The sequence below is a fragment of the Microvirga sesbaniae genome (assembly GCF_025460805.1).
GTDB classification, from domain to species: domain Bacteria; phylum Pseudomonadota; class Alphaproteobacteria; order Rhizobiales; family Beijerinckiaceae; genus Microvirga; species Microvirga sesbaniae.
Window position 1 is genome coordinate 1 of the sequence record NZ_JAMXFJ010000009.1, and the last position, 15786, is coordinate 15786.

Here is a 15786-nt window from a genome sequence, read left to right on the forward strand (position 1 = left end):
GCCCATTCGCCCGGCCAGTACAGCATGATCTCGGGCTTCATCGCCGAGGTGGTGCTGACCATGATGTTCCTGTTCATCATCATGGGGGCGACCCATGGCAAGGCGCCGGTGGGCTTCGCCCCCATCGCCATCGGGCTTGGCCTCACCCTGATCCACCTCGTGGGCATCCCGATCACCAACACGTCCGTCAACCCCGCCCGCAGCACCGGCCCGGCCCTGTTCGCCGGCGGCTGGGCCCTGGCGCAGCTCTGGATGTTCTGGGTCGCGCCCCTGCTCGGCGGAGCCATCGGCGGCATCCTCTACCGCTGGCTCAGCGAGGAGCCTTCCGCCCAGGTCACCGGCGTCACGCCCGCCGCACCGGCCGAGTAGTGGGGACGGTCCGCAACGAATCCTGATTAATGGGGGCGTGGCCGGAATGTGGTGACAAGAGGTCACCGTATTTGGAGCGAGGGATCAGGGCGCTGGAGCATTGCGGGCAGGATGGCCTGGTCCGGACCGTGGACCGCCTTCAAAGAGGGCTGGCGCCGTAGTGCCTGGGCCAACCGTCAGCACACTGGAAGCCGTCGGGGGCACGATCCGCGGCCGCAGAGAGATTGAACGGGGACTGATGGAGGGAGGCAGAAATGAAGCATTTGATCGCAGTATCGGCGCTCATGACAGGGTTCATTATGGCAAGCGCCGACGAGGCCCATGCGGTGGTTTACTGCCAGTATGTCAATTATCCTGTCGGTTGCGTCGTACGACCTGGCGTCGTGTTGCGGCCGCGGCCGGTCGCACGGGCAGTGGCAACCCCGGGTGTCGGGGCCCCAGGTGTCGGCGTGCGGCCCGGAACGCCGATGAACCGTGGCGGCCCGGTCAATCGGGTCGGCAGGCGCTGAGATTCTCTTCCGCATTGTGTTTAGCAGGATCAAGCCTTGGCACGGGTCTGCACCTCACTCCTGCGCGGATCGGACTGGCCCTATGTCGATCGCGCACGAGTTCGCGACGGTGCGCGGTTGCTCTGTGGAGATGGTGCGAGGGGACAAATCGATGGACCAGAACACACCCAGCCTCGGCACCGAGCTTGAGCCATCGAGCATGTTCGACACCACGCTTCGGATCGGGCTGGTGGCTGTGCTGGTTTACGCCTGCGCCCGGATCGTGCTGCCGCTCGCATTCATTCTGCCATGGTCGGCGATCCTGGCCGTGATGCTGTACCCTCTGCATCTCTGCGCGGAATCGCCACCCGTTCGCGCGGATCAACCCGGATGGAGAGCGCCTCGACGCCGATGAGGAAATCCTTCACCGGGGTCTGTTTTCTCCCAGGTGGCCAATAGGGAGCTGGACGCTCCCTTCAGCTCGCGCTTGGTCCTGCCCGGCTCCGGCAAATTGCGTCAGCCCGCACCGTGAGCGCGCCAGGGTGGGCTCTCTTCAGGGGAGGGCGTCGTCGATGATCAGCAGGGTACCCTTACTGCCTCGGTCCAGAGCTCGATCCGTTCCGGATGGTCCACATGCAGCCGGCAGGGCAGCTCGGCCACTGGCTCGATGCGCTCAGGAGCGATGACGCAGAAATCCTGAGGCAGAGGTGGCTCGGAACGGGTCTCGACATCGTGAGGTGACAGCGCCGCACCGAGGACCCAATCCTGCAGCGGACCTTTAGGGACCGCGCGACAGGCTCTGTACCGACCCCGTCGACCGCTCTAAAGCATCGGACCCAAAAGTGGACTTGCCCTTTTGGGATCCATCCGATGCTTTCTTCTTGAATGAGAGCATCGGTCGGGACGGACCCAGCGGGCCGCGCCAGCGAAAACCGGATCCACTTTTCCGTCCGATGCTCTAGGTAATCGCAGTTCCAACCGACCGTTCTGGTCACGATCTCCTCGATCCAGGGGCATTTATGTTCCATCTGACTTTCGCACTGCCCGCCCTCTATGTCTTGGCGCGGTTCGTGGGGCCGCTTCCCTGGGCTCTCAGCGGCAAGATCGCCCTTGCCATCGCCGTGCTCGTGGCATCGCAATACCATCTCTGGAGCCGCCTTTCGTCCGGTTCGGTCTTCTCGCCCGAGTTCCCGCGCGTCCTGGTGCTTCTGTTCAACTGGGCATTTGGCGCGATCGTTCTCCTGGCGGTGATGCAGATCGCCCTCGATGTGACAGCGTTGATCGCGTGGCTGGTCCGGGGCGGCCGAGCCATACCGGACAGCGTGCGCTACACGGCCGCGACGGCGGCCATGCTGCTCTCGGCCGTCGGCGTATATCAGGCGACGCGTGTTCCCCCGCTCAAGGATCTCGAGATCGCCATCCCGGGCCTGCCGCCTCAGTTCGACGGCTACAGGCTTCTGCAACTGACCGATCTGCATATCAGTCGCCTGTTTCCCAGGGAGTGGACCCAAGAGGTGGTCAAGCAGTCCAATGCGCTCGGGGTTGACCTGATCGTCGTCACGGGCGATTTGATCGACGGCTCCTTCGGCGCGCGGCGTGCCGACGTGGAACCGCTGCGCGACCTGCGTGCGAAGGACGGGGTCTGGGTGATCCCCGGCAACCACGAGTACTTCTTCGGCTACGAGGAGTGGATGCTCCAATACACCAGCTTGGGAATGCAGGCGCTCGCCAACGATCATGTCGTCCTTCACCGTGATGGCGGATCGCTCGTCCTTGCCGGGGTCACCGACCTTTCGGCGCCTCGATCCTTCCATCAGGCACCGGACCTGTCGGCCGCGCTTGCGGGCGCGCCGTCCGACGTGCCGATCATCCTGCTTGACCACCAGCCGAGGAACGCCGCGCAGGCGAGCGCACGCGGTGTGGCACTGCAACTGTCCGGGCATACTCACGGTGGCATGATCCCAGGATTGGACCGGCTGGTCGCGCGCGCCAACAACGGCTTCGTCTCGGGCCGATACCAGGTCGGCGGCATGACGCTCTACGTCAACAACGGCACGGCGTTGTGGCCCGGCTTCGCGCTCCGGCTCGGGCGCTCGTCCGAACTGACCCGCATCACCCTGCGACGCGCGCCACCGCAGGATGGTCCGCCCGCCCATGCTCACATGAGTTCGGATCGGTCGCTTGCTCCGGCCACGGCTGGCTGACCTTACGATGATAAAGCCGTCCAGCGGAATGGCAGCTTTACCTTCCGGGCGGCGCTGAACGTCTGCTTTGGACAGGAACATCGGACGTTCCCGGAGGGCAGGGGGTCGTCACTGCCTAACCCATACCAGACTATTGTCGCGGAGACGGACAGGGCTCCGATCTCGGGTCTGCGCCAGAGCGCTCAAGCATCGGACCCAAAAGTGGACTTGCCCTTTTGGGATCCATCCGATGCTTTCTTCTTGAATGAGAGCATCGGTCGGAACGGACCCAGCGGGCCGCGCCAGCGAAAACCGGATCCACTTTTCACTAGCGTGGCCTTCTGGGTCCGTCCGATGCTCTAGCATGTGCCAGCCCGCCGCGCTGACATGGGGCGGCAGCACCACTATCCGCGGCTCCCTAGTCCTTCTTCGCCCAGTAGAACAGGAGCTGGTTGTCGGCTCGCTGGACGAGCTTGACCTTCTTCGACACGCCCCACGCGAGCGCCTGCTGGTGCAGCGGGATATGGCCGTAGTCTTTGGTGGCGATTTCAAATGCCTTTTTGATCAGTTGGTTGCGCGTCCCCGGGTCTGTTTCGACCAGGATCTGGTCGGTCAGAGCATCAAGGTCCTTGTTGCAGTACCCGCCGTAATTGGTTTCGCCCCGGCTCGATCCGGGAACGTCGCGGCAGCCCATGACATCATAGAGAACATTGTGGCTGTCGAAGGTGCCGGGGGTCCATCCGAGCAGCGAGAATGATGTGGTGTAGCCTCCCGACTTGCCGGCTTTCCCGAAATAGAGGGCCTTCGGCTGCGCCGTCAGGTTCACTTTCACGCCGGCCCGCGCCAGCATGCTGACAACGGCCTGACAGATCGCCTCGTCGTTCACATAGCGGTCGTTTGGGCAGTCCATTCCGACTTCGAAGCCGTTCGGGTAGCCAGCGTCGGCGAGAAGCTTCTTGGCTCCGTCGAGATCATACTTCGGGCGCTCAAAATCCTTTGCGTAGACGAAGAGCTCCGGCGCGATCATCAGGGCGGAGGGAGTCGATAGTCCCCGCATGACGCGGTCACGGATGAGATTGATGTCGATTGCCTTGAAGAAAGCCTCCCGAACGCGCACGTCCTTGAACGGGTTTTTGCCCTTCACGTTCGAGAACAGAAGCTCGTCACGGGCCGAGTCCATGTTGAGAAAGATCGTCCGGAGCTCGGGCCCTGTGAGCACCTGAGCATTGGGAGAGGAATTGACGCGCGCGATATCCTGCACCGGGACCGGTTCGATCACGTCAACCTCGCCCGACAGGAGCGCGGCGACCCGGGTGGCGTCACTTGCGATCGGCGTAAAGACGATCTCATCAAGGTTGTGCTCAGGCTTGTCCCACCAGGCCGGGTTGGGCTTGAAGACCGTCTTCACGCCAGCCTGATGGCTCTCGATCCTGAACGGACCCGTGCCGTTGGCGTTCAGCGCCGCGAAACTCGGCGTCGTGGCGGCTGCCGGCGTCGGAGCGGTGGCGTTGTTCGCCTCCGCCCATTCCTTGTCCATGATGTACCAGGTGTCCCACTGGGAGTTCAGGATCGGGTTCGGGGACTTGAGCTTCACGTCGACGGTATAGTCGTCGACCTTCACGAACTCGGCATTGGTCGGCACGCGCGTCGTGAAGTTCGAGCCCTGCGCGCGCACTCGGGCGGCCGAGAAGATCACATCGTCCGCATTGAAATCGTTGCCGTTGTGGAACTTGACCCCCTTGCGCAGGAAGAAGCGCCAGGTCAGTCCGTCATCGCTGATCTCCCAGCGCTCGGCGAGGCTCGGTTGAACAGCGAGGTCTTTCCCGCGCCGCGTCAGACCCTCGTAGACATGCCCGAGATGGGCGTTGGTGGTGGTCTCGTTGAGCGTATAGGGGTCTAGGGATTTCAGATCGCCTTGGTTGGCGTAGCGTAGAGAAGCGGCCAGGGCGGGCGCAGATAGGGCTGCAAGGATGATCGAGGCGGGGACAAGGACACGGTTTTGAATCATGAGGCTGTTCTCCACTGGCGGCTCCGCCTGAGGCGATGGCGGCGCTCTCGTTGGGTCCGGGCCGGAGCCGGAAGCGTCAGCGTGGCAGGAATTTCGCGGAGCGTCCAGCAGGAGAGGGGGGCCCGGAGCCCGGCGGCGGCAGGATCGTCCACGAGAGCTGTTTCCACTGGTGTGGAATCACCTCTAAGCTCGAAAGCAGCAATCCTCATCGACCCGGACGTTCCGAAAACACACGGAATCTCGGTTCCTGACCCACACCGGACTTTCCTCATTCAGCGTCCGACACTTCGGGTTCGTCGAGTTCAATGCCGGGGCAGAAGCTTTCCCGTGACGGTGAGCCGTACGGTCCTCAGCGCGATCGAGCCGATGACCAGGTTGGCGCCGATGAATAGCGGAATGGCCAGGAAGGCGATCGGCCCCGCCTGGCCCCGCTCGACGAAGCGCAGGGCCGCGAGCGGCAGGGCGGAGACGCCGAAGGTATAGGCCCAGGCCGCGGGTGAGAATGGCTGCTGGCGAAGCCACGGCACGAGGCGCAGCATGACCAGCGCCTGGAGCAGCGCGTACCCGAACAGCATCTGGACGAAGCGGTCCGGGGGCCCCTCGGTCACGGCAAGGTATGCCACGGATCCGACCGCCGGAGTTGCGAGGTGGAGCCCCATCGTTGCCCGTAGGCCCACAGGCAGGGCATGGGTCATCAGGCGGTGCAGCACGATCGATTCGAGCACGACCATGGACAGGAACCCCGCCCCGAAGAAGAGCAGGCCGGCTTCGGGATAGCCGAAAGCGCCGCAGGCGATGGCGCTGACGAAGCATCCACCGACCGTGGGCATGTACAGGGTCGGCGTGGTCGCGTCCGTGTGGCGTCCGCCCTGCCACAGCGCGCCAACCACCCAGGCGCTGAACGCGACCTGGCTCGCGATGCCGAGCGCGAACATGGTCGACGCCACGGCTGGCAGGTATGGGGCGACCGCGATGCTGGCGATGAGGGTCGCCACGGGCACCAGTGCGATGAAGAAGGCCTGGATCGGATGCCGGAACTCGGCGAGCGCCTCCTCCCGGGAGGTTGCCCACTTCAGGACGTAGAGCGCCATCCAGACGAGCCAGACGACGGCCGCCGCGAGGGACAGCGCCTCGCCGACGATCGCAGGAGCGCCCCAGACCCTGGCGGCGGCGCGCCAGCCGTTGCCGAGCCCGCCGAGGCCGAGGACCATGCCGAAGAAGGTCGCCGGGACGACTGGCGGGGACCGGAGGCGCGCCGATCGCGTCCGCTTGGGTCGTGATGGGTCCTGCATAGGGCGTCAGGCCAGCCAGAACCTGATGGCGAGGCTGACGGCTCCCGTCACGCCCACGCCCGCGGCCCAGAGCCCGACGAACCACAGCCAGCGGCTTACGGCGGAACCTTGTTCGAGATCGTTGATCATCAGTGATACCCCTCGTGTCCGGTCTTGCCGCGGAACACCCAATACGAATAGCCCGTATAGGCCAGAATGATCGGAATCAGCACGCTGGCGCCGACCAGCATGAACTTCAGGCTCGCCTCGGGCGCCGCCGCCTGATGGATGGTGACGGCGTTCGGCACGACATGCGGGAACATGCTGATGCCCAGGCCGAGAAGGCAGAGGCCGAACAGACCCAGCGTGAGCAGGAACGGCCAGTATTCCCAGCGGCGGACCAACCCCACCAGCAACGCCCCCGAGCAGAGACCGACCAGGAGCGGCACCTGGGCGGTGACCAGGACCTGCGGCCAAGCGAACCAGCGTTCGTAGTAGGCCCCGCTCAGGAACGGCGTTGCCGCGCTGACGAGCCCGATGCACGCGATCAGCCCGATGGCGAGCTTGCCGGCGAGGCGGTAGCTGTGGATCTGGACCATGCCCTCGGTCTTCATGATGAGCCAGGTCGCGCCGAGCAGGGCATAGCCGATGACGAGGCTGACGCCGACCAGCAGGCTGAACGGCGTGAGCCAGTCCCACCATCCGCCGGCATAGGAGCGTCCCTCAACCGCGATTCCTTGGAGCAAGGCACCGAGCGTGATGCCCTGCGCCAGCGTCGCCACGACCGAGCCCGTGGTGAAGGCGAAGTCCCAGTAGCGGCGGTGACCGGGATCGCGCCATCGGAACTCGAAGGCGACGCCGCGGAAGATCAGCGCCAACACCATGGCAATGATCGGGGCATAAAGGGCCGGCAGGATGATGGCGTAGGCCAGCGGGAAGGCCGCCATCAGGCCGCCGCCTCCGAGCACGAGCCAGGTCTCGTTGCCGTCCCAGACCGGCGCGACCGAATTCATGGCGCTGTCCCGCTCCGGCCCGGGGGCGAAGAACGGGAAGAGAATGCCGATGCCGAGATCGAATCCGTCCATCACCACATAGGCGAAGACCGCGAATGCGATGACGAAGGCCCAGAGGGTGGGGAGATCGAGGACGGGAAGCATGGCTTAGGCCTCCACGCCGAGGGTGCGGGCGGGGTTGACTGCCGGAGCCGGGGTGATGCCGGCGGTGCGGATGGGATGGTCCGGGCCGGCCTCGGGTCCGGTCTCGCCCGGATGCGGGGGCTTGCCCATGAGCTTGAGGATGTAGCCGGTGCCCGCCCCGAACACGATGAAGTAGACGATGATGAAGGTCAGCAGCGAGGCGGCCACGGCAGGGGCCTCCAGCGGCGAAGCCGACGCCGCCGTCTTGAGCAGGCCGTAGACGGTGAAGGGCTGCCGACCCACTTCCGTCGTCACCCAGCCGGCGATCACGGCGACGAAGCCCGCGGGACCCATGGCCAACGCCAGCCCGTGCAGCGGGCGCCACTCGTAGAGCTTGCCGCGCCACCGGGCCAGGAGGCTGAGCGCTCCCAGGCCCAGCATCGCGAAGCCGAGACCTACCATGATGCGGAACGACCAGAACACCACGGGCACATAGGGCCAGTTGGCACGGTCGACCGTGTCGAGGCCATTCAGAGGCGCGTTCAGGTCGTGCTTGAGGATCAGCGACGAGGCCTTCGGGATCTGGATGGCGTTGCGGACCGTGCCGGCCTCCTGGTCGGGAATGCCGAACAGGATCAGGGGAGCGCCGTCCGGGTGGCTCTCGAAGTGACCTTCCATCGCCATGACCTTGGCGGGCTGATGCTCGAGGGTGTTGAGGCCATGCATGTCGCCCACGAGGATCTGAAGCGGAGCGACCAACGCCACCATGCCCATCGCCATCGAGAACATCACCCGGGCGCCGTTGTTGGTGCGCTCGCGCAAGAGGTGCCAGGCGCCGACGCCGCCGACCACGAGGGCCGTCGTGAGGTAGGCGGCGAGCACCGTGTGAACGAGGCGGTAGGGAAAGGATGGGTTGAAGACGATCGCCCACCAATCCTGCGGCACGAACTGGCCGGCCTCGTTGATGCCGTAGCCGACGGGCGTCTGCATCCAGGAATTGGCGGAGAGAATCCAGAACGCGGAGATGAACGTGCCGATGGCGACCGCAAGTGTCGCAGCGAAGTGCAGCTTTCGGCCAACGCGACCCATGCCGAACAGCATGATGCCGAGGAAGCCCGCCTCCAGGAAGAAGGCGGTCATGACCTCATAGGCCATGAGCGGACCGATGACAGGCCCGGCCTTGTCGGAGAACACCGACCAGTTGGTGCCGAACTGATAGGACATGACGATGCCCGACACCACGCCCATGGCAAAGGCGAGGGCGAAGATCTTGAGCCAGTACTTGAACAGATTGAGGTAGACCTCGCGCCCGGTCCACAGCCACAGCCCCTCCAGCACGGCGAGGTAGCTCGCCAGCCCGATGGAGAAGGAGGGAAAAATGAAGTGGAAGGAAACGGTGAAGGCGAACTGGAAGCGCGCCAGCAGCAGCGCGTCGAACGGGTCGAACATTCTACTTGTCCTTGGGGGCGTCGCGGCCGCTCTTCCTCGAACCCGGCACGACGAAGAGACGGTCCTTCATCTCCAGGACCTTCTGCACCTTCGAGCCGAGCGTCAGGAGCTGCACGAGGCGTTCGGTATCGAGCCGCTGCACGTCGGCGTACCAGCCGGTGAGAAGCTCGAAGAGGTCGTGCATCTCGCGCATGCGCTCCTGGGCATGGCGCTCCTCGGCGCTGGCGGGCTCCTGCATGAGCACCTCGCGCAGGAGGGTCATGGTCGGGTCGATCTCGCGCTTCTTGCGCTCTTCGACCAGTGTGCGGACGATCTGCCAAATATCGTCGGGTGTGGCGAAATAATCGCGCCGGTCGCCGGGCTTGTGCTGCAACCGCACGAGATTCCAGGCCTGAAGTTCCTTCAACCCCATGCTGACGTTGGAGCGGGAGACGCCAAGCCGCTCGACGATGTCCTCGGCGTTCAGCGGCTCCTTGGAGAGATACAGCAGGGCATAGATCTGGCCGACGGTGCGGTTGATGCCCCAGCGGGAGCCCATCTCGCCGAAGTGGAGCACGAAGGTCTGGACGAGGGGAGGGAGGTTCACGGGATGTCCTGAAATTTCAGAATTTCCTGAAATATGTGATTTCCTTTGACCCAAGTCAAGTCACGCGCCGATGCCGCCATTCCTGGACCGAGGCCGGAACCAGGCGCCGCCCTTGACGGTAATTTAGATCTATCTAAATTAGTAGTACCTAATATGAATCGTGATGCGGAGCGATCGAATGGATCTCGAAGCCCTCGAACGGCAGGCGACCGAGGTGGCGGACATCCTGCGCACGCTCGCCAACGAGCGGCGCCTGATGATCCTGTGCAAGCTGGTGGAATGGCGTGAGGGAAACGTCACCACCCTGGCCGAGGCGGTGGGCCTGTCGCAGTCCGCCCTGTCGCAACACCTCGCAAAGATGCGGGACGAAGGGATCGTCACGACCCGGCGCGAGAGCCAGACGATCTGGTACCGCGTCGCCGATCCGCGCATCGAGCGGCTCTTCGCAACCCTCTACGAACTGTATTGCAAGCAGGCCTAGAGCATTTTTCGGTGAAGTGGATCCGGTTCACCGTCAAAAAAACGCGGCTCGACAAAGAAGAGAGCTGATTCCACGTGAGTGGAAACAGGTCTAGCGTGCCGACCGGAACCGCTCGAAGGCGGTGATCCTCTGGCTGAAGGGCTCGACCTCGCGCCGGTAAACCTCCCGTCGTAGAAACGCGAGTTCGGCTTCAAAGGCCTCCTCGTCGACCTCCGCCCACCAAGCCTTCGGTCGGCCATCGGTGCCATCGTTCCAGCGGTACTTGCGCGCCTTCAGCACATCCTTCATGTCGAACGGACTGCCCTCGGCCCAGATGCGCACGAGCGCTTTTCGCGCGGAGGTCAGCAGATGGCCGAAGGCGAACCCGGCCCCGGAGGGGAGGGGGGAGGCCAGCACCTCGAGCAGGGCATGGCAATCCTCGACCGCCCGGTGGCCCTGGTGGAACCAGCCGCACTGGGTCAGGAGGTACCCGAGCTTCGACCCCTCAAAGCCGAACCCGCTCCAGGCGATTTCGGAATGGGAGCAGGCCCACGCCTTGAGCTGGAAGTCCTTGGACAGGCGCTCACAGAAGGGCCGGTCAAAGCGAGCATTATGCGCGATGACCAACTCCGCCGGCGCGATGAACCTCTCAACGGCCTGGAGATCGAGCACCTGGCCGGCGACCATGTCAGGCGTGATCCCGGTCAGGCGAGTGATTTCAGGACTGATCGGTACGCCAGGCTCACGCAGGGCATTGAACGTTCCGATCACATCACCGATCCGGCCTTCCTCATCATAGGTGAAGGCAACCATGCCGAGTTCGATGACCTCGTCTCGCGTGTGATCCAGACCTGTGGTTTCGGTGTCCAGGATGACGGCGATCTTCTCGCCGTGGAAAGAGGTGCGGGACACGACGATGGGGCGCGGTGTCAATCGGCGCAGAACGCGGTAGTCGCCTGTGGCTTCCAGCATCCGCGCGGCGGTCTCATGGTCGGGAGCCTTGAAGGACTCGCTGCGTTGTCTGGCCTTGATGACAATCTGATCGACGGGACTCGTCTCGATCGGACCCGTCGGTGCATCGTAGTCCAAGAATAGGTCAGCCTGGCCTCGCATTCCCACACCTTCTGCCCGCCAACAGGACAGGCCCGCGCGTCGGGCCCGGCGGGGCAGACTAGCGGGTGCGAGTCGCCAGATCGTTAATGCACAAGGCAGGCGGGAGGCAGTACAAACTGTGCAGTGGTTGGTCTGCCCCGATCCTGGGGGCAGATCTGGTATACAAGGTTACAGCGGGAGTGCTTTGTACCCGGTCCGGATTTGCAAACTGACCCTTGTTTTCTGAAGCGCCTCATACGATTTCACGTGGTCATAATGGTGAGCCTGGACCATGACCCTTCATTTTGCCTTCGACAACACCTACGCGCGCCTGCCTGATCGGTTCTTTGCGCGCATAGAACCCGAAGCCGTCAGAGCTCCGAGGCTCATCCGGCTGAACCGGGATCTCGCGTTACGCCTCGGCCTCGACCCTGATCACCTCTCCAGCCATGATGGAGTCGCGCTGTTGTCCGGCAACCGCGTTCCGGATGCGGCCGAGCCCATCGCGATGGCCTATGCCGGGCACCAGTTTGGGCAATTCGTGCCGCAGCTCGGCGATGGCCGTGCCATCCTCCTCGGTGAAGTGGTCGACCAAAATGGCATCCGTCGGGACATTCAGCTCAAAGGCTCAGGTCCGACACCTTTCTCGCGCCGCGGTGATGGTCGGGCGGCACTGGGACCTGTCCTGCGGGAATATCTCCTCAGCGAGGCAATGGCGGCGCTCGGCCTGCCGACAACGCGTGCGCTCGCCGCGGTGTTGACCGGAGAGACCGTTGTCCGGGAGACGCCACTTCCCGGTGCGGTTCTCACCCGGGTAGCATCGAGCCATATTCGGGTCGGCACGTTCCAGTTCTTTGCAGCCCGGCAGGATACGGAAGGGCTACGCCTTCTCGCCGACTACGTCATCGGCCGACACTACCCGCACGCTGCCGAAAGCGATCGTCCCTACCGGGCGTTCCTCGACCTGGTGATCGCCGCCCAGGCAGACCTTATTGCCCGTTGGCTGCACATCGGCTTCATCCATGGAGTCATGAACACCGACAACATGTCCATCGCCGGCGAGACGATTGATTACGGGCCATGCGCCTTCATGGATGCCTACGATCCGGCGACGGTCTTCAGCTCCATCGACCGGCAGGGCCGCTACGCCTATGGCAACCAGCCGCGCATCGGCCTCTGGAATTTGACGCGGCTGGCCGAGACGCTTCTGCCGCTCCTGTCTGAGGACGAGGAGAAGGCCGTGGCTGAAGCGAGCGAGGCGCTCGAAGCCTTCGCGGGCAAGTTCGAGGCGGCCTATCACGCTGGGCTCAGGCGCAAGCTCGGGCTGCTGACGGAGCGCGAGGAGGATCCGACGCTTGCCGGTGATCTCCTGAAGGTCATGGCCGAGAACCAGGCTGACTTCACCCTGACCTTCCGGCGGCTGAGCGATGCTGCCGCTGGTCCTGAGGGAGACGAGGCCGTCCGAAACCTCTTCATCAATCCGCTTGCTTATGATGCTTGGGCCACCCGCTGGCGCGAGCGGTTGAGCGTTGAACCGCAAGATGGTGTCAGGCGCCAAGCTGCCATGCGCGCAGTCAATCCAGCCTTTATCCCGCGCAATCATCGCGTGGAGGCGATGATTCAAGCTGCCGTGGAGCAGGGCGACTTTGCTCCGTTCGAAGAGCTTCTGATGGTCCTCTCGCGTCCCTATGAGGACCAGCCAGCTTTCGCCTCCTATTCCGAACCCCCGGAACCACATCAGCGCGTCTATCGGACATTCTGCGGAACGTAACGCCAGACGGCCGCCTCAGTCCCTTCGCACGTGGGTCGTTCACCCCATCTGGTGCCGCACCTCCAGCGTCAGATGTGAAACTCCGCTGGACATCGAAATCTCTCCGCGGCTTGTGCCTCCGCCCAGTGACCATTCTGCATACTGGACGGAGGAACGGCGGGATGCGTGAGAATTCAGCTGACCGGGGCAGCCAAATGCCCGACCACATGTTGGCGTGCTTCGTCGTCCACCTCAGATTTGAAGCTGTGCTTCTCCTTCAGCGCGGAAGCGGCCTGAGCGGCCAGGCGAGCGCTGATCTCGTCAAAGAGACGTTTGAGGTTCGGGAAGCCCCCCGTCGGTGGTAGGTTTCCTCCCCCTGGAGCTGAACCTAGAGCCTCGGACGGAAAAGTGGATCCGGTTTTCGCTGGCGCGGCCCGCTGGGTCCATTCTGACCGATGCTCTCATCCAAGAAGAAAGCATCGGATGGATCCCAAAAGGGCAAGTCCACTTTTCACGTCCGATGCTTGAGCGCATCGGGATTTCGCGCTGATCGCAGTTGCTCCCATTCAGCATCGGTCATCGGTGGCGCAAGATGCGGCTCTCCTGAGTGGGTGTATGCGAGCAACGGAATGGTCTAGCTTATCTTATCGGGAGATTTGCGTATGGTGTTGGAACACCACACCTCGGACGCGTCGTGACAAAGGAAATTTGATCTGTCGATCAGTGGCCAGCTAACCATTCCCGCAGTTTCGTCCAGCGCCTCTTCATCTGCCCGCCTCTCACTGCAATCCCAATTGCTTTCTTCTGGCCCACCAGAACGACCAACCGCTTGCCGCGGGTGACGCCCGTGTAAAGCAGGTTGCGAGCCAGCATCGCGAAGTGCTGTGTTACGACCGGGATGATGACGGCGGGATATTCCGACCCCTGCGACTTGTGAATGGTGGTCGCATAAGCGGGGACGAGGGTGTCGAGCTCGCCAAACGGGTATGACACCTCCCGGCCATCAAAGGAAGCAATCAGCGCCCCTTCCTCATCGTCGATCCTGACGACCGTACCGAGATCGCCGTTGAACACCTCCCGGTCGTAGTCGTTCTGGGTTTCCATCACCCGGTCACCGGGTGAGAAGCGCCAGCCAAACCGCTCCACCTTCGCGGGCGGACTGGGATTGAGCACCTCCTGGAGCTGGATGTTGAGGTTACGGGCACCCAGCACCCCCCGGTTCATGGGACAGAGCACCTGGATGTCCTTCATGGGATCGAGCCCGAAGCGATGGGGCATGCGGTCCTTGATCATCTGGATGATCTTCGGCACCCCTTCCTCGGGATCGTTGATTTCCACGATGTAGAAGTCGCTCTCTTCGCCCGCCCTGGGAGGCTCGGGCATCTGGCCCCTGTTAATGCGATGGGCGTTCACCACGATCCGGCTTTCTGCCGCCTGCCGGAACACCTCGGTCAGACGCGCCACTGGAATGCGCTCTGAGGCAATGATATCGGCCAGTACCTGGCCCGAGCCGACCGACGGCAACTGATCGACATCGCCCACCAGCAGCAGACCCGCCTGAGCCGGAATGGCCTTGGTGAGGGCGTTCATCAGCGGCACATCCACCATGGAGGTCTCGTCCACAACCAGCAGATCGCAGTCGAGCGGGTTCTCCTCGTTGCGCGAGAAGCCCCCGTGCTTAGGATCGATCTCCAGGAGCCGGTGGATGGTCTTGGCCTCCCGCCCGGTCTGCTCGGTCATACGCTTGGCCGCCCGTCCTGTCGGCGCCGCCAGCGCCACCCTAACACGCTTGGCGACCAGCAAGCGCAGGATGGTATCGAGCAAGGTCGTCTTGCCGACACCGGGACCGCCGGTCACCACCGCGACCTTGGCGCCGAGCACCCGCTTCAGTGCCTCACGCTGCGAGGCGGCCAGGGTTTTGCCCGTGCGGCCCTCGACCCAGGGAATGGCCTTGTCGAGGTCGATCTCGGGCCAAGGCGCTGGACCGGACGCTCGCTCGATCAAACGAGAGGCAATCGCCTGCTCGGCCAAGTACAGCCCTTTCAGGAAGAGGCAGGTCTCCTCACCGATGGTGTCCGAGACGATCTCGCCCTTGGACAGTTCCTCGACGATGGCGGTACGAATCAGGGTCTCATCCACTTCAAGGAGTTGCTCGGCCAGCCGGGTGAGAGCCTCGACCGGCAATGCGCAGTGCCCCTCATCCGTCGCCGTCTGGAGCGCGAACGCGATACCCGCCCGGATGCGCTGAGGGGCTGTCTTCTCCATTCCGAGCTTGGCCGCGATGGCATCCGCTGTCCGGAAGCCGATGCCCCGCACATCCTTCGCCAACCGGTACGGGTCCTCGGTCATGACCTGAATGGCCTCATAGCCGTAGGTCTTGAAGATGCGGACCGCCCGGGCGGTACCGACCCCGTGCGCATGAAGGAAGATCATGATCTCCCGCACGGCCTTCTGTTCGGCCCAGCCCGCCACGATGCGGGAGGCCCGCATCGGGCCGATGCCGGGCACCTCGGTCAGGCGCTCGGGGGCGGCCTCGATGATCTCGAAGGTGTCCACGCCGAAGGCTGCCACGATCCGCTTGGCCATGGCGGGTCCGATGCCTCGCATCTGACCCGAGGCCAGATACTTCTCGATGCCCTCTGCCCCTGTGGGCGGGGTGGTCTTCAGAACCTCGGCCCTGAACTGGAGCCCGTGCGTGCGGTCGCTGATCCAGAGCCCACTGGCTGTGACCCACTCCCCGGCCGACGCCGCCGGGGTGTGGCCCACGACTGTCACAAGGTCACGCTTGCCACGCGTATAGACTTTCAGGACAGCGAAGCCGTTCTCGGCATTGTGAAAGGTGATGCGCTCCACCGAACCCGCGAGTGTCTCGAGGGCAGGCCTCTGATCAGTTTGTGAGGGGCGCATCATTTGGTTCATGGTGCCTGCCAGGGAAGGTTCCTGGGCTCTCCGACTGTATCGTCGGATGGCACCACTGACGAGGATGCCATCCCT

14 protein-coding genes are annotated in these 15786 nt (G+C 63.8%); 6 read left to right on the top strand and 8 right to left on the bottom strand.

What is annotated here, in order from left to right; all coding sequences use genetic code 11:
• The 4 genes from OCW50_RS14170 to OCW50_RS14185 all read left to right on the top strand — a co-directional run.
• The coding region (locus OCW50_RS14170; protein WP_262297999.1) for an aquaporin at positions 1-369 on the top strand (369 nt) is incomplete at its 5' end.
• Positions 370-623: 254 nt separating this feature from the next.
• Positions 624-878 (top strand): hypothetical protein, encoded by a 255-nt coding sequence (locus tag OCW50_RS14175; protein WP_373371392.1) that lies wholly within the window; start codon positions 624-626, stop codon positions 876-878.
• Between the two features lie 82 nt (positions 879-960).
• A complete protein-coding gene (locus tag OCW50_RS14180) occupies positions 961-1272 on the top strand; it encodes a hypothetical protein (RefSeq protein ID WP_262298000.1) in 312 nt (103 codons plus the stop codon).
• Positions 1273-1876: 604 nt separating this feature from the next.
• Positions 1877-3061: a metallophosphoesterase gene (locus OCW50_RS14185; RefSeq protein ID WP_262298001.1), complete on the top strand. Its 1185-nt coding sequence runs from the start codon at positions 1877-1879 to the stop codon at positions 3059-3061.
• 397 nt (positions 3062-3458) lie between these two features.
• Here the strand turns inward: OCW50_RS14185 and OCW50_RS14190 are convergent, their stop codons facing one another.
• The 6 genes from OCW50_RS14190 to OCW50_RS14215 all read right to left on the bottom strand — a co-directional run bounded on the left by OCW50_RS14190 (position 3459) and on the right by OCW50_RS14215 (position 9490).
• Positions 3459-5048: an ABC transporter substrate-binding protein gene (locus OCW50_RS14190; RefSeq protein ID WP_262298002.1), complete on the bottom strand. Its 1590-nt coding sequence runs from the start codon at positions 5046-5048 to the stop codon at positions 3459-3461.
• 302 nt (positions 5049-5350) lie between these two features.
• Positions 5351-6340: a dicarboxylate transporter/tellurite-resistance protein TehA gene (gene tehA / locus OCW50_RS14195; protein WP_262270997.1), complete on the bottom strand. Its 990-nt coding sequence runs from the start codon at positions 6338-6340 to the stop codon at positions 5351-5353.
• A gap of 6 nt (positions 6341-6346) precedes the next feature.
• Positions 6347-6469, bottom strand: a complete 123-nt coding sequence (locus tag OCW50_RS14200) for a DUF2474 domain-containing protein (RefSeq protein WP_262270996.1) — start codon at positions 6467-6469, stop codon at positions 6347-6349.
• Positions 6469-7476, bottom strand: a complete 1008-nt coding sequence (cydB, locus tag OCW50_RS14205; protein WP_262298003.1) for a cytochrome d ubiquinol oxidase subunit II — start codon at positions 7474-7476, stop codon at positions 6469-6471. The genes OCW50_RS14200 and cydB overlap by 1 nt, the downstream gene beginning before the upstream one ends.
• Before the next feature lie 3 nt (positions 7477-7479).
• Positions 7480-8904 (bottom strand): cytochrome ubiquinol oxidase subunit I, encoded by a 1425-nt coding sequence (locus OCW50_RS14210; RefSeq protein ID WP_262298004.1) that lies wholly within the window; start codon positions 8902-8904, stop codon positions 7480-7482.
• A gap of 1 nt (position 8905) precedes the next feature.
• Entirely contained in the window at positions 8906-9490 is a 585-nt protein-coding gene (locus tag OCW50_RS14215; RefSeq protein ID WP_262298005.1) for a GbsR/MarR family transcriptional regulator, read from the bottom strand.
• Between the two features lie 178 nt (positions 9491-9668).
• Here OCW50_RS14215 and OCW50_RS14220 point away from each other — a divergent pair, with 178 nt between their 5' ends.
• Positions 9669-9971, top strand: a complete 303-nt coding sequence (locus OCW50_RS14220; protein ID WP_262270992.1) for an ArsR/SmtB family transcription factor — start codon at positions 9669-9671, stop codon at positions 9969-9971.
• A 90-nt stretch (positions 9972-10061) separates the two neighbouring features.
• Here the strand turns inward: OCW50_RS14220 and OCW50_RS14225 are convergent, their stop codons facing one another.
• On the bottom strand, positions 10062-11063 hold the full coding sequence (locus tag OCW50_RS14225; RefSeq protein WP_373371393.1) for a 3'-5' exonuclease: 1002 nt from the start codon (positions 11061-11063) through the stop codon (positions 10062-10064).
• Positions 11064-11334: 271 nt separating this feature from the next.
• On the opposite strand from OCW50_RS14225, the gene OCW50_RS14230 reads away from it, so the two are divergent.
• Positions 11335-12813 (top strand): protein adenylyltransferase SelO, encoded by a 1479-nt coding sequence (locus tag OCW50_RS14230; protein WP_262298007.1) that lies wholly within the window; start codon positions 11335-11337, stop codon positions 12811-12813.
• 699 nt (positions 12814-13512) lie between these two features.
• Here the strand turns inward: OCW50_RS14230 and recD2 are convergent.
• Positions 13513-15711: an SF1B family DNA helicase RecD2 gene (gene recD2, locus OCW50_RS14240; RefSeq protein ID WP_373371394.1), complete on the bottom strand. Its 2199-nt coding sequence runs from the start codon at positions 15709-15711 to the stop codon at positions 13513-13515.
• Positions 15712-15786 lie beyond the last annotated feature (75 nt).

Excerpts from the sequence above, each read along its gene's own strand:
- OCW50_RS14225 (WP_373371393.1), bottom strand. The coding sequence starts at position 11,063 with ATGCGAGGCCAGGCTGACCTATTCTTGGACTACGATGCACCGACGGGT.
- recD2 (WP_373371394.1), bottom strand. The coding sequence starts at position 15,711 with ATGAACCAAATGATGCGCCCCTCACAAACTGATCAGAGGCCTGCCCTC.
- OCW50_RS14185 (WP_262298001.1), top strand. The coding sequence starts at position 1,877 with ATGTTCCATCTGACTTTCGCACTGCCCGCCCTCTATGTCTTGGCGCGG.
- tehA (WP_262270997.1), bottom strand. The coding sequence starts at position 6,340 with ATGCAGGACCCATCACGACCCAAGCGGACGCGATCGGCGCGCCTCCGG.
- OCW50_RS14220 (WP_262270992.1), top strand. The coding sequence starts at position 9,669 with ATGGATCTCGAAGCCCTCGAACGGCAGGCGACCGAGGTGGCGGACATC.
- OCW50_RS14230 (WP_262298007.1), top strand. The coding sequence starts at position 11,335 with ATGACCCTTCATTTTGCCTTCGACAACACCTACGCGCGCCTGCCTGAT.
- OCW50_RS14175 (WP_373371392.1), top strand. The coding sequence starts at position 624 with ATGAAGCATTTGATCGCAGTATCGGCGCTCATGACAGGGTTCATTATG.
- cydB (WP_262298003.1), bottom strand. The coding sequence starts at position 7,476 with ATGCTTCCCGTCCTCGATCTCCCCACCCTCTGGGCCTTCGTCATCGCA.
- OCW50_RS14200 (WP_262270996.1), bottom strand. The coding sequence starts at position 6,469 with ATGATCAACGATCTCGAACAAGGTTCCGCCGTAAGCCGCTGGCTGTGG.
- OCW50_RS14190 (WP_262298002.1), bottom strand. The coding sequence starts at position 5,048 with ATGATTCAAAACCGTGTCCTTGTCCCCGCCTCGATCATCCTTGCAGCC.
- OCW50_RS14180 (WP_262298000.1), top strand. The coding sequence starts at position 961 with ATGTCGATCGCGCACGAGTTCGCGACGGTGCGCGGTTGCTCTGTGGAG.
- OCW50_RS14210 (WP_262298004.1), bottom strand. The coding sequence starts at position 8,904 with ATGTTCGACCCGTTCGACGCGCTGCTGCTGGCGCGCTTCCAGTTCGCC.